The 12,560-nt window shown below is 69.9% G+C and carries 13 protein-coding genes and 1 pseudogene; 10 read left to right on the top strand and 4 right to left on the bottom strand.

The genetic code is table 11. From position 1 onward, the window contains the following. From ACT6XY_RS20205 to ACT6XY_RS20230, 6 genes and pseudogenes are all read left to right on the top strand, one after another. Window positions 1–572, top strand: a 572-nt coding sequence (locus ACT6XY_RS20205) for a glycosyltransferase (RefSeq protein WP_444750104.1), incomplete at its 5' end; no start/stop codon positions are given. Further along, on the top strand, window positions 569–1,690 hold the full coding sequence (locus ACT6XY_RS20210; RefSeq protein WP_444750105.1) for a CgeB family protein: 1,122 nt from the start codon (window positions 569–571) through the stop codon (window positions 1,688–1,690). The genes ACT6XY_RS20205 and ACT6XY_RS20210, both read left to right, overlap by 4 nt. After that, entirely contained in the window at window positions 1,687–2,778 is a 1,092-nt protein-coding gene (locus tag ACT6XY_RS20215) for a CgeB family protein (RefSeq protein ID WP_444750106.1), read from the top strand. Before ACT6XY_RS20210 ends, ACT6XY_RS20215 begins: the two co-directional genes overlap by 4 nt. Next, a pseudogene (locus ACT6XY_RS20220) lies at window positions 2,775–3,854 on the top strand (CgeB family protein); the annotation flags it as partial. The gene ACT6XY_RS20215 and the pseudogene ACT6XY_RS20220, both read left to right, overlap by 4 nt. A gap of 51 nt (window positions 3,855–3,905) precedes the next feature. Continuing rightward, the gene (locus ACT6XY_RS20225) at window positions 3,906–4,898 is read left to right on the top strand and encodes a UDP-glucuronic acid decarboxylase family protein (RefSeq protein WP_444750116.1); all 993 of its coding nucleotides are present in this window, start codon (window positions 3,906–3,908) and stop codon (window positions 4,896–4,898) included. Between the two features lie 8 nt (window positions 4,899–4,906). After that, a complete protein-coding gene (locus ACT6XY_RS20230) occupies window positions 4,907–6,286 on the top strand; it encodes a UDP-glucose dehydrogenase family protein (RefSeq protein ID WP_444750107.1) in 1,380 nt (459 codons plus the stop codon). Here ACT6XY_RS20230 and ACT6XY_RS20235 read toward each other — a convergent pair. Then, window positions 6,283–6,795 (bottom strand): protein-tyrosine phosphatase family protein, encoded by a 513-nt coding sequence (locus tag ACT6XY_RS20235; protein WP_444750108.1) that lies wholly within the window; start codon window positions 6,793–6,795, stop codon window positions 6,283–6,285. The two genes, ACT6XY_RS20230 and ACT6XY_RS20235, sit on opposite strands and share 4 nt — an antisense overlap. 339 nt (window positions 6,796–7,134) lie before the next feature. Between ACT6XY_RS20235 and ACT6XY_RS20240 the strand changes: the two genes are divergently transcribed. Next, on the top strand, window positions 7,135–8,013 hold the full coding sequence (locus ACT6XY_RS20240; RefSeq protein WP_444750109.1) for a manganese catalase family protein: 879 nt from the start codon (window positions 7,135–7,137) through the stop codon (window positions 8,011–8,013). Between the two features lie 65 nt (window positions 8,014–8,078). After that, on the top strand, window positions 8,079–8,912 hold the full coding sequence (locus ACT6XY_RS20245; RefSeq protein ID WP_444750110.1) for an NAD(P)/FAD-dependent oxidoreductase: 834 nt from the start codon (window positions 8,079–8,081) through the stop codon (window positions 8,910–8,912). A 236-nt stretch (window positions 8,913–9,148) separates the two neighbouring features. Here ACT6XY_RS20245 and ACT6XY_RS20250 read toward each other — a convergent pair whose 3' ends face one another. Then, a complete protein-coding gene (locus ACT6XY_RS20250) occupies window positions 9,149–9,379 on the bottom strand; it encodes a DUF378 domain-containing protein (protein ID WP_444750111.1) in 231 nt (76 codons plus the stop codon). A gap of 218 nt (window positions 9,380–9,597) precedes the next feature. On the opposite strand from ACT6XY_RS20250, the gene ACT6XY_RS20255 reads away from it, so the two are divergent. Further along, on the top strand, window positions 9,598–10,098 hold the full coding sequence (locus tag ACT6XY_RS20255; RefSeq protein WP_444750112.1) for a hypothetical protein: 501 nt from the start codon (window positions 9,598–9,600) through the stop codon (window positions 10,096–10,098). A gap of 9 nt (window positions 10,099–10,107) precedes the next feature. Here ACT6XY_RS20255 and ACT6XY_RS20260 read toward each other — a convergent pair whose 3' ends face one another. Both ACT6XY_RS20260 and ACT6XY_RS20265 read right to left on the bottom strand, forming a co-directional pair. After that, a complete protein-coding gene (locus ACT6XY_RS20260) occupies window positions 10,108–10,593 on the bottom strand; it encodes a DUF2269 family protein (RefSeq protein ID WP_444750113.1) in 486 nt (161 codons plus the stop codon). Beyond that, window positions 10,590–11,876: an SDR family oxidoreductase gene (locus ACT6XY_RS20265; protein WP_444750114.1), complete on the bottom strand. Its 1,287-nt coding sequence runs from the start codon at window positions 11,874–11,876 to the stop codon at window positions 10,590–10,592. The genes ACT6XY_RS20260 and ACT6XY_RS20265 overlap by 4 nt, the downstream gene beginning before the upstream one ends. Before the next feature lie 327 nt (window positions 11,877–12,203). On the opposite strand from ACT6XY_RS20265, the gene ACT6XY_RS20270 reads away from it, so the two are divergent. After that, a partial coding sequence (locus ACT6XY_RS20270; RefSeq protein ID WP_444750115.1) for a ferritin-like domain-containing protein occupies window positions 12,204–12,560 on the top strand: 357 nt, incomplete at its 3' end.

A 12,560-nucleotide genomic window follows, 5' to 3' on the forward strand; every position in this document is an offset into this window, starting at 1 on the left:
GCGCCGCCGCAGCCGGCCTCGTGCCCTCGCTGAGGCAGCGGCAGGTGGTGCTCGCCGGCCGGCTGTGGGACCGCGCCAAGAACCTTGCGACGTTTGACGCCGCCGCGTCCCGGCTCGACGTGCCGTTCCGGGCCGCCGGCCCTCTCGTCGGGCCCATGGGCGACACCGCCGCCGCCCCCCGCCACGCCGTTGCGCTCGGGCCGCTGGACCCAGCATCGCTCGCCGCCCTTCTGGCCACTACCCCTGTCTATGCCTCACCCGCCCTCTACGAGCCCTTCGGCCTCGCCGTGCTCGAGGCGGCCCAGGCGGGGTGCGCCCTCGTCCTTTCCGATATCCCGACCCACCGCGAAATGTGGGGCGAGGCGGCGGTCTTCGTCTCCCCCGACGATGCCGACGGTGTCGCCGCCGCCATCGCCGGCCTGCTCTTCGATCCGCAGCGGCTCGACGCCCACGGCGCCGCCGCAGCCGGTATGGCCGCTCGCTATGGCCTCGCCGCCATGGTGGCGGGCACCCGCGCCGTCTGGCGGGAGGCTCTGTCCGCCAAGGTGGCCCCGGCGGAGGACGCCGCATGAAAATCGTCTACTTCACCCACTCTCTCGCCTCCTGCTGGAACCACGGCAACGCGCATTTTCTGCGCGGGGTGCTGCGGGAACTCCAGGCGCTCGGCCACGAGGTCGACGTCTGGGAGCCGGCGGACTCCTGGAGCCTCGCCAACCTGCTGCGGGACCATGGCGAAGCGGGACTCGCGCCCTTCCGCACCGCCTATCCCGAACTCACGAGCCGGACCTATGGGCCGGGCGACGATCTCGGCGGTCTGTGCGACGGCACCGACCTCGTCATCGTGCACGAATGGAACGATCCGGCTCTCGTCGCCGCTGCCGGCCTGCTGCGGCGGCGCGGCGGCCGATTCACGCTGCTCTTCCACGACACCCACCACCGGGCGGTCAGCGACCCCGATGCGATCCGGACCTTCGACCTCTCCGGCTATGATGGCGTCCTCGCCTTCGGAGAGGCTTTGGCGGAAGTTTATCGCCGCTGGGGCTGGGGCCGGCGCGTCCATGTCTGGCACGAGGCGGCGGACATCCGCCTGTTCCACCCGCCGGTGGAGGAGGGGGCCCGGGCCGGCCTCGTCTGGATCGGCAACTGGGGCGATGGCGAGCGGACCGCCGAACTCGACGCCTTTCTGCTCAAGCCGGCCGTGGCCGCAGGCCTCCCCCTCGACGTCTACGGGGTGCGTTACCCCGACGAGGCGGTGGAGCGGCTTGCCCGCGCGGGCGCGCGCTATCGCGGCTGGCTCGCCAACGCGCGCGCGCCGGAGATCTATGCGTGTCATCTGATGACGGTGCACGTACCGCGACGCTTCTACGTCGAGCGGCTGCCGGGGATCCCGACCATCCGCGTCTTCGAGGCGCTCGCCTGCGGCATTCCGCTGGTGTCGGCCCCCTGGGAGGACAGCGAAGGGCTGTTCAGCCCGGGAGAGGACTTTCTCGTCGCCGCCGACGGCGCGGCGATGACCCGCCACCTGCGCGACCTTGGCGAGGACCCCGCGCTGCGGGCCTCCCTCGTCGCCGCGGGCCTCGCCGCCATCCGCAGCCGGCACACCTGCGCCCACCGTGCGGGTGAACTCCTCGCCGTCTACCGGGAGCTCGCCGGGAGCCCCGCCGATCATTCCCTGGAGGTCGCCCCGTGAAGATTGCGTTCTACGGCTCCAGCCTCCTCTCCGCCTACTGGAACGGTGCGGCGACCTACTACCGCGGCATGCTGCGCGAGCTGGCAGGCCGCGGCTGGGCGGTCACCTTCTACGAGCCGGACGCCTTCGACCGGCAGAGCCACCGCGACATCGACCCGCCCGACTGGGCCGAAGTGGTGGTCTATCCGGCGACGCCCGAAGCTTGCAACGAGGTAATCGGCCGCGCCGTGGAGGCCGACGTGGTGGTGAAGGCGAGCGGAGTGGGCGTCTTCGACGCCGAGCTTCTCGGAGTCTTCACCGAGGCCCGTCCAGATGCAGTTCGCCTATTCTGGGACGTCGACGCCCCGGCGACGCTGGCCGAACTGCGGACGACCCCGGACCATCCCCTGCTGCGGCATCTGCCGCACCTGGACGCCGTCTTCACCTATGGCGGGGGGCCCCGGGTGGTCGCCGGCTACGAATCCCTGGGGGCGCCGGCCTGCCGGCCGATCTACAACGCCCTCGACCCGACGACGCATCACCCCGTCGCCGCCGACCCGCGCTTTGCCGCCGACGTCGCCCTGCTCGCCAACCGCCTTCCGGATCGTGAGGCGCGCATCGAGGAGTTCTTCCTGCGGGCCGCCGCGCTGCAGCCGGGACGGCGCTTCCTCCTCGGTGGCTCCGGCTGGCACGACAAGCCGATGCCGGCCAATGTTCGCGCCCTTGGCCATGTCGGCACCGCCGACCACAATGCCTTCAACGTCACGCCGCTCGCCGTGCTCAACGTCGCCCGCGACAGCATGGCCGCCGTCGGGTTCTCGCCGGCCACCCGGGTCTTCGAGGCGGCGGGGGCCGGCGCCTGCCTGATCACCGACGCCTGGGAGGGCGTCGAGATGTTCCTCGAGCCGGGCGAGGAGATCCTCGTGGCCCGTGACGGCGCGGACGTGGCGGACCACCTTGCCGCCCTCACCCCCGAGCGGGCCCGGGCCATCGGCGCAGCGGCGCAGCGCCGCGTCCTCGCCGACCACACCTATGCCCGGCGTGCTGTAGAGGCGGACGGGCTGCTGCGTGCCGCCGTCGCGCAGCGGCGGCAGAGGAGCGCGGCATGACCGATCGCCCCCTGCGTCTCGTCGTCCTCGGCCTCAGCCTGTCTTCCTCCTGGGGCAACGGCCACGCCACCACCTACCGGGCCCTGCTCAAGGCCTTCGCCGACCGAGGCCATGACGTGCTCTTCCTCGAGCGCGAACAGCCCTGGTATGCGGACCACCGCGACCTCGGCGAACCCACCTATGCGCGTCTCGCCTTCTATCGCGACCGCGACGACCTCGGCCGCTTCTCCGCGGCGCTGGCGGCAGCCGATGCCGTCCTCGTCGGTTCCTTCGTCCCCGAAGGGGCGGGCGTGCTGGACTGGCTGCGGCAGCGCCGGGAGGGCGTGATCGCCTTCTACGACATCGACACGCCGGTGACGCTGGCGCGCCTCGGCCGCGACGAAAACGACTATCTGCGGCCCGACCAGATCGCCGGCTGCGACGTCTACTTCTCTTTCACCGGCGGTCCGGTCCTGCAGCGGCTGGAACGGGACTTCGGCTCGCCGGCAGCGCGCGCCCTCTACTGCTCCGCTGATCCCGACATCTACAGGCCGCTGGCGCTCGAGCCACGCTGGGACCTCTCCTATCTCGGGACCTACAGCGTCGACCGTCAGCCGGGGCTGGAGGCGCTTCTCATCGAACCGGCCCGGCGCCGCCCGGACCTCAGCTTCTGCGTCGCCGGTGCCCAGTATCCCGCCGGCATCGACTGGCCAACCAATGTCCAGCGTATCGACCATGTCGCCCCGGCCGATCACCCCGCGTTCTATGCGGCGAGCCGTTACGCGCTGAACCTCACCCGTGCCGACATGGTGGCGGCCGGCTACAGCCCGAGCGTCCGGCTCTTCGAGGCGGCGGCCTGCGCTACCCCGGTCATCTCCGATTCCTGGGAGGGCCTGCGGACCGTATTCCAGCCGGGACGCGAGATCGTCACCGCCGCCGGCCCCGAGGCGGTGGAGGCTTTGCTCGCCGCCCCCCGCGGCCGCGACCGCCGGTTGGGCGCGGCCGCCCGCCGGCGCTTTCTCGCCGATCACACGCCCGCCCATCGCGCCGCGGTACTGGAGCGCGAGCTGCGGGCCGCGATGGCACGTAAGGGGCCGCCGGCGATCCTTCGCCGCAAGCCCGTCGGCGCGGCCCGCGGGAGCGGCGATCTGGCCGGACAGCGCGTGCTGGTCGCCGGTGCCGCCGGCTTTCTCGGCTCGCATCTCTGCGACCTGCTTCTCGCCCGCGGCGCCGCCGTGGTCGGTCTCGACAACCTGCAGACCGGAGCGGCGCGGAATCTTGCGGAGGCCGAGGCCCATCCCGATTTCCGCCTTGACGTTGCGGACATCAGCGAAACGCTGCCGCCCCGGCTGAGGGACGGCGGATTCGACCGCATCTATAACCTCGCCTGCGCTGCCTCGCCGCCCCGCTACCAGGCCCGGCCCGTGCACACGCTGCTGACGAGCATTCTCGGCAGCCGCCATCTGCTCGAACTCGCTGAGTCCTGCGGCGCCAGGTTCCTGCTCGCCTCCACCTCCGAGGTTTATGGCGATCCCACCGTGCACCCCCAGCCGGAGGATTACCGCGGCAATGTCAGCACCACCGGCCCCCGCGCCTGCTACGACGAGGGCAAGCGCGCCGCCGAGACCCTCGCTCTCGACACCGAGCGGATGGGCTGCTGCGAAGTGCGCATTGCCCGCATCTTCAACACCTACGGGCCGCGCATGGCCGGGTCCGACGGCCGCGTCGTCTCCTCCATGGTCTCCCAGGCGCTCGCCGGCGAAGACCTGACCATTTTCGGCGACGGCGAGCAGACGCGCTCCTTCTGCTTCGTCTCCGACCTTCTCGACGGGCTCGTCGCTCTGATGGAACACGACGGGCCGCAGCCCGGTCCCGTCAATCTCGGCAATCCCGACGAGATTTCGATCAACGTCCTGGCGCGCGAAGTGGCGCGCCTCACCGGCTCCCGTTCCGCCATCGTGCGCCGACCCCTCCCGGTCGACGACCCGCGCCGGCGGCAGCCCGACATCGCCAAGGCCGGCCGCCTCCTCGGCTGGCGACCCACCACGCCCCTCGAGGACGGCCTGCGCGCCACCATCGCCTGGTTCGAGGCCGAGGCACGGCCCTCTGTTTCCGCAACTCCTTCCCAAGCCGTCGCCTAGGAGCGGTCATGCGCATCGCAGTCATCGGTACTGGTTACGTCGGGCTCGTCACCGGGGCTTGTCTTGCCCACCAGGGACACGTGGTGACCTGTGTCGACACGGACGCTGAGAAGCTCGCGCGCCTGCGCCAGGGCGTTTGCCCGCTCTACGAGCCCGGTCTCGACGCGATGGTCTCCCGCGGCCTCAAGGCGAACCGGTTGCATTTCGTCGGTGACACCGCGGTGGCGGTGGCGGAGGCGGAGGTCGTCTTCATCTGCGTCGGCACGCCGACGCAGGCAGCCGGCGGCGAGGCCGATCTCGGCCAGGTCCGCACCGCCGCGGTGGAGATCGCCGCCGCCCTGCGCCGCTTTACCGTCGTGGCGGTCAAGTCGACCGTGCCGGTCGGCACCGGAGACGAGGTGGAGGCGCTGATCCGCCGCCGCCGACCCGACGCCGATGTTGCGGTGGTCTCCAATCCGGAATTCCTCCGCGAAGGGACGGCCGTCGGTGATTGTCAGAAGCCGGACCGGATCATCGTCGGCACGGGCGACGCGCGGGCCCGCGACGTCATGGCGCGCCTCTATGCGCCGTTGACGTCGACGGGCGCGCCTCTGGTCGTCACCGACCGACGATCGGCGGAGCTGGTGAAATACACCGCCAATGCCCTGCTCGCGATCAAGATCGCCTTCATCAACGAGATCGCCGACCTCAGCGAGGCCGTCGGCGCCGACGTCGAGGACGTGGCGCACGGCGTCGGGCTCGACCCCCGCATCGGCCCGGGGGCGCTGCGGCCTGGACCCGGATATGGTGGCTCGTGCTTCCCCAAGGACAGCGCGGCGTTGCTGACGACGTCGCAGCGGGCTGGCGCGGCCCTGCGGATCCTCGCGGCGGCGGTCGAGGCCAATACCCGGCGCAAGCAGGGCCTGGTCGATCGCATCGCTCGGGCGGCCGGTGGGCTGACTAACAAGACGGTCACGCTGCTTGGCCTCACGTTCAAGGCCGATACCGATGACCTGCGCGAGGCGGCCTCGCTGACGCTCGCCCCCGCCCTCCTGAAGGCTGGTGCCGCGGTGCGTGCCTACGACCCCAAAGGCATGGCCGAGGCCCGTCGTCTCCTGCCGGGCGTCGAGATGTGCACCGACCCCTATGCGGCCTGCTGGGGTTCGGACCTGGCCGTGGTCCTCACGGAATGGCCGCAATTCGCCGCTCTGGACCTCGCCCGGCTGCGCAAGACCATGCGCTCGCCCGCCCTGGTCGACCTCCGCAACCTCATCGACCCCGCGACCGCCGTGCGGTCCGGCTTCAGCTATGCCGGCATCGGGCGTCATCTTCCCGCAGAGTTGGAGAAGGCCCGCGCAGAGACCGGGCGTGGAATTGTCCCGATGGCGACGACGGGAGCCCCCGTCTAGAGGGCGGAAGCCTGCGTGCGGTAGGCCACCATGCCGAAGGCGTGGTAGCTCGGAGCGCTGATGCCGCGGGCGACCAGCCAATGACACCAGGCGTCATACTGCTCCCGGCTCGGTGAGATGACCGGCCGGGCATCCTTCGCGAGGGCGAGGGCCGCCAGCGGCTCGACCCCGCGCGCGGCGAGGACACAGAGCGCGAGCGTCGCCGACCGGCCGATTCCGAAGTGGCAATGGATGAGCACGCGCCGGCCTTGGCGGCGCATCGCCTCGACGAAGTCCACGCCGCGCTCAAGCATGTCAAGGCTGACACCCATCCTGTCGGGGGTCGGCAGGTGCAGGAAGGAAATGCCGCAGGCGTCGAAGGGCCCGGCGTCGCCGCCAGTCTCGGCTCTCAGGTCCACCACGGCACCGATATCGTGCCGGGACGCGAGGCGCGGGACCTCACCGCGCGGGATGCGCCCACCGACGGCAAGGTCGGCTTCGAGCCAGTGAAAGTCGAGAGGGGGGGACACGATAGGCTCCAGGAGCGGCCGCGGTTCGGACGGATGTGGGCTGGCCGCACTCAGACGGGCATGGCCCGTTCTGCGCTCGGCATGGGTCTGCGGGCGAACGCCGACCACCGGTGGCTTGTTCCGATCTGGTCCCCGACAGCCTCGGCAGGTCCGGCGATTCTCGGCCATCTGGCGGTCGTGCCGAGGTGATTTGTGAGTTGGAACAGGTCTCTGCGCCGCTCGGTTGTGTCTCGGACGGCAAGCCGTGACGGCGACCGTCGTGCAAGTCCTGATCGCCGACAGACTGTGAGCGATCGGGCCCTCAAGCATCCCCCCGACCACAGCAGAACGGAGGCCTGCATGTTCTTCCGCACCAACCAGTTCCAGTATAACGCCCGCCCGGAGGCTCCGGACCCCGTCTATGCCCGCAAGCTACAGGAGGTCCTCGGCGGCCAGTGGGGCGAGATCAGCGTCATGATGACCTATCTCTTCCAGGGCTGGAATTGCCGCGCACCGGCCAAGTATCGCGACATGATCCTCGACATCGGCACTGAGGAAATCGCCCATGTGGAGATGCTCGCCACCATGATCGCCCGGCTCCTGGAGAGTTCGCCCGTCGAGGCGGCGGAGGAGGCCGCGAAGAACTCGGCGGTCGGCGCCATTCTCGGCGGATCGCGGCTCGAGGACGTCCTCGTCGCCGGCATGAACCCCCAGCATGCCATCGTCTCCGGCGGAGGCGCGGTACCCGCCGACAGCGTCGGCTATCCCTGGACGGCCCGCTACACGGTCGCTTCCGGCAATCTCCTCGCCGACTTCCGCTTCAACGTTACCGCGGAATCGCAGGGGCGGCTGCAGGTCTGCCGTCTCTACGAACTGACCGACGATCCCGGCATTCGCGACATGCTCTCCTTCCTGATCGCCCGCGACACCATGCACCAGAACCAGTGGCTCGCGGCCATCGCCGAACTGGAGGCCGAAGGGCTCGACGCCACGCCGGTGCCGCAGGCATTCCCGCGCGAGAAGGAGATGGGCGAGGTCGCCTACCAGTTCTGGAACTGCTCGGGCGGCACCGAGAGCCGCGAAGGCCGTTGGGCGAGCGGGCCGACGCCGGACGGAACGGGCGAGTTCGTCTATCTCGGCGAGCCGAGCCCCCTCGGCGAGGTGGTGGAGGGCCTCGGCCCCGTCGACCCGCGGCTCTTCGGCACGCCGAAGGCGCCCCAGCCGCCGACCTCCCGCTAGCAGGCTGGCAGTCCGCCACACCTGTCGGCTGTCGCCCCGCGGCACATGTCGTCAGAAGGTCAGCCATGGCACTTGCCGCCCCGCAATTGTTCGACTGCGTCATCATCGGCGGAGGGCCGGCGGGTTTGACCGCCGCCCTCTATCTTGCCCGCTTCCGTCGCTCGGCGCTGGTGCTGGACCGAGGCGCCAGCCGCGCGAAACTCATCCCGCTCATCCGCAACATGCCGGGCTTCCCGGATGGGATATCGGGTCAGGCGCTTCTGGAGCGGCTGACGCGGCAACTGCTGCCTTACGGGCGGCAGCCGCTATCTGCCGATGTCCTGGCGGTGCAGCGTCATGCCCAGGGCTTCCTCGTCACGAGCACGCATCCGCCGGTGATCGGGCGCACGGTGATTTTCGCCACCGGGGTCGTCGATGTGCGGCCTTCCATCGCGGGGCATGACGACGCCGTGCGGGACGGCCTCATCCGGTATTGTCCCGTCTGCGACGGGTACGAAGTGGCGGGCAAGCATGTCGGCCTGCTCGTACCGCCGGAGAGCGCCGCTTCCAAGGCACAGTATCTGCGGCGGTTCACTGATCGGCTCGACGTTCAGCTCATCGAGCCCCGCGCCTCCGTGGAGGTCGAACGGCGCGGCGCAGGTATCGCCAGGGTAGGGTGCGGGAGGACGTGGGACACCCTCTACGCCGCCATGGGGTCGGAGCCGCAGTCGGCGCTGGCCTCCGCTCTCGCAGTCGCATTGAACAAGTCCGGGTGCATCCTGACGGGTGATCACCAGCAGACGAGCGCGGCCGGTGTCTATGCCGTGGGAGACGTCGCCGCCGGCCTGGACCAGATCACCGTCGCCATGGGGCAGGCGGCCCTGGCGGCAAGCCACATCAACCTTCGTCTTCAGCCCTAGACCGACGGACGGGGGCCTCACGCGACGGGCGTGCGGGTGCTGAAACGTGCGAAGGCGAGAGCCGTGGCTTTGCTGATGCCACTCGATTGCCAGGTGATCACAAGAACGGGGCCTGGTGTGCCAGGCCCCGTTCTTCATCGAACCATTCTGGAACCCTGTGCCTCCGTGACGGAATGCCCAGGCCCCGGCGGTCCCCGCTCACCGCGTCTTGTGCGGCTCCAAGCAGGGGCTCTCGCTCAGATGCGGTTGCGCTCGGCCGCCACCTCTCCGGATTGGGTCGCCTGGACGAGCGGATAGATCTGCCAGGCGGCAGAGGCGCCGACGAGAATGTAGACGAGGCGGGCGAGGGTCGCCTGCTGGCCGCCGAAGATGGCGGCGACCAGATCGAACTGGAACAGCCCGACGAGGCCCCAGTTGATACCGCCGACGATGACCAGGAACAGTGTGAGGAGATTGATTGCCTTCATGAGAACCTCTTTCTGGACTGCGCTCGTGCGCTCGATCAGGCAACGGCAGAGGGTCTCGGAGGGTTCCTATGGTCGCCGCGTCCTCAAGGGGCGCTGAGGACGGCGGGTGAAGCGTCCGGCCGCTTCCCCAAATTGCGAGCCGAGCGCGCCAGTGCCGGTGGACGGAACCGGCGGATGCCTGTGTTGTTGGGCTGGTATGGGGAAAGAGCGCTTGGACCATGATCTTGTCTGATCCTGCCGGAGCCTCCGTCGCTCCAGCCCCTTTGCCGGCGCGCGGCCGACGGGTCGGCCGCATTCTGAGCTTGGCAGCCGGGATAAGCCTGTCCACCACGGTCGTTCTCGCGCTGGTGGCTCGACGGCAGGGTCGACACCCGGTCCGCGTCGTCAACAGCACCAGCCATTGGTGGCACGGAGATGCAGGCGCGCGCACTGCTGCCGTGGACGGCAGGCACACCGCCGCGGGTTTCGCCATCCACTCCGCGGCCTCCTTGCTCTGGGCGGCGGTGTTCGAAGCCGTGCGGGCGACGGGCCCCCGCCGGCTGCTTTGGACGGATGCAGTAGCCCTTTCCGCACTCGCGGCCCTTGTGGACTACGCCCTGGTTCCGCGGCGCCTGACGCCTGGATGGGAGAAAGTGGTCACGCCCGGCGGGATCGCCCTCGCATACGGCGCCATGGCGCTTTCCCTGATCGTCGGCGGCTCGGCGAGGCGCGACGCATAGGCGGGGCCGTCAGCTGATCCATGGCAGGTCGACGGAGGGACGGGCGATCATCAGCCAAAGGATGGCGAGGATTGCGCCGAATGCCGGGAACCCGAACACAAACCAAGTCCAGAACAGTCGGTAATAACGAGGGGGCAGCGGCGCGGCCGCGGCCTCGGCCGCTTCCGCGATGTCACGGATCCTCATCTGGATGACCACCACAGGCAGCCAGAACAGGCCGATGACGACGTAGAGGATGATCGAGAGTACGATCCAGCCCTCGAGGAGGTTGTAGCCCATCTCGCGCGCCAGCAGGACGCCTGTGATCGGCTGGGCGACCACGGCCGTGGCCGTGAACAGGAAGTCCGCCGTCACCACGATCCGGGCGACGCCGGCTATCCGCGACACCTTGCCGGTCGCGTGGGCCATGACCAGGAAGAAGGCGATCCCCGCTCCCGTGCCGATGAGTACGATGGCGCCGAGTACGTGCAGGTACTTGAGGATGAGATAGGTCATGACCTCTCCTCCAGGATGGCGAGAGCGGCGAGCATCAGCGCGACGATCGGGAGCGTCTTGAGAAGTGCGGCCAGGGGGTCCAGCCAGAGCGCTGGGGTGAGGACAGTCCCCGCTACCGCATAGGCGCTGGTGACAGCGATCCCCGCCTGGAGGGCCCGCCGCGTGGTCCGCCGCCAGGCGATTCCGACACCCACCACGAGGTCCGCGATGCCGCCGCCGGCGACGATGAGCGGCGCGAGCCATCCTGTCCCGGCCTCTCTCATCATCGTAACGCCGCCGCCGTAGCCCGGCCCCAGCGAGGCGAGGCCGGAGCCGACCCAGAACAGGACGAGGCTGACGAAGATCACGGGTTTGAGCATATAGAGGCGCGCGAACCACCGGTCCTGCACCGACGGCGGCCTGGCCTGCAGCACCGCCTCGATCCGCCGGGGAATGATGCCGGTCGCTTCGGTCCACACCCGGCTGTCGCCCGCCGCCCCACGGGCGACCTCGAGGCGCGCCGTGGTGCGCACGGCAGGCCGCCATCCGAGCTGGCTTGCCGCATCCCCGAAGCGGTAGGCGAGGGCGGCCAGAACGGCCGGCACCGCCACCTCCCGGGCAGGCGGAAGTCCGAGCCAGCGCCGGTTCAGCCGGACGAGCTCGACGAAGGAGAGGGTCTCGGGGCCGGACATGTCCAGCACGACCCGGCCGGGCCGCCTGGGGTCGATATAGGCCAGGACCGTCTCCAGGATATCATCGAGGGCGACGGGGCGAAGCGGTCCGGTCTCGGGCATGACCGGCAGCAGCGGTAGGCCGGCCAGGCCCCGGATCAGTGCGCTCGCTCCACCAGCGGGATGGCCGAGGATGACCGAGGGACGCAGGATGACGTAGTCGATGCCGCTCGCCATGAGGGCCTCGTCGCCGGCGCTCTTGCTCCGGGAGAATGTGGTGGGGCCTTCACCACCGACTCCCATGGCGGAAAAGTGGATCAGGCGCGCCACGCCGCCGCGCCGGCAGGCGGCGACGAGCTCAGCAAGGCCTTTGGTGTGGACGCCGCCGAGGTCGTCGGCCGGACTGTCTTGCAACGCGCCGGCGCAGTTGACCACCACTTCCGCACCACGAAGGACGCTGTCCCAGTCCGCCGCTCCGGCCTTGGCGAGATCCATCCGCTGCCAGGTGACGACACCGACGGTCCTGGGGACCGACCTGGCGACCCCCGTCACGGCGTGACCGAGCGCGGCTAGCCGCGCGACGACCTTGGTGCCGACCAATCCCGTCGCTCCCACCACAACAATTCGGCTCACTTCGTGCCTCCGCAGGCCACCGGAAGGAAACGCGGTGTCGAAGGTGCGGTGCCTATCGGAAGCACGAGATCTGTCCGCCTCCGCGGTGCCACCCGCCGATTTAGGCCTGAACGAAGGGTCGGAGAGATCACATCTCTCGGGCCATGGCCTGGCGGAAACCGGGTTCCGTCAGCCTCGGGGCCGGTGACGTGATGAAACCCACCTGCGTGCCGAGACACCCACGGTCCACATCCGACGCCCGCGGCCCAGCGCTCCGGATGGCTGCGCAACCCCGATTGGAACCCTGTCGCCGGCGTCTTGTTGCTCCCGCATCAATGGAGGATCCCCATGTCGCAGACCGACGACGACCGCCTGGACCAGTGGCTGCGCGATGCCCATGCCATGGAGCAGCAGGCCGTCAAGATGCTCGACGGCATGGCCGGGCGCATCGAGAACTATCCCGAGCTCAAGGCCCGCATCGCCCGCCACGCGGAGGAGACGCGGCTGCAGGCCGCCACCCTTGAGGATTGCCTGAAGCGGCGCGGCACCGACGTGTCCACGCTCAAGGACGTGGCCGGCAAGGTCATGGGCATGGGCCAGGGGCTGAGCGGTCTGGTCGTCGGCGACGAGATCATCAAGGGGTCGATGGCCGGCTACACGTTCGAGCACATGGAGATCGCTGCCTACAGGGTGCTGGTCGCCACC

It is taken from the genome of Phreatobacter sp. (genome assembly GCF_052440005.1).
GTDB lineage: Bacteria > Pseudomonadota > Alphaproteobacteria > Rhizobiales > Phreatobacteraceae > Phreatobacter.

What these genes read in the sequence shown, in the direction of transcription:
- ACT6XY_RS20240 (WP_444750109.1), top strand. Translation starts at nt 7,135, where the DNA reads ATGTTCTTCCGCACCAACCAGTTCCAGTATAACGCCCGCCCGGAGGCT.
- ACT6XY_RS20230 (WP_444750107.1), top strand. Translation starts at nt 4,907, where the DNA reads ATGCGCATCGCAGTCATCGGTACTGGTTACGTCGGGCTCGTCACCGGG.
- ACT6XY_RS20260 (WP_444750113.1), bottom strand. Translation starts at nt 10,593, where the DNA reads ATGACCTATCTCATCCTCAAGTACCTGCACGTACTCGGCGCCATCGTA.
- ACT6XY_RS20210 (WP_444750105.1), top strand. Translation starts at nt 569, where the DNA reads ATGAAAATCGTCTACTTCACCCACTCTCTCGCCTCCTGCTGGAACCAC.
- ACT6XY_RS20245 (WP_444750110.1), top strand. Translation starts at nt 8,079, where the DNA reads ATGGCACTTGCCGCCCCGCAATTGTTCGACTGCGTCATCATCGGCGGA.
- ACT6XY_RS20250 (WP_444750111.1), bottom strand. Translation starts at nt 9,379, where the DNA reads ATGAAGGCAATCAATCTCCTCACACTGTTCCTGGTCATCGTCGGCGGT.
- ACT6XY_RS20255 (WP_444750112.1), top strand. Translation starts at nt 9,598, where the DNA reads ATGATCTTGTCTGATCCTGCCGGAGCCTCCGTCGCTCCAGCCCCTTTG.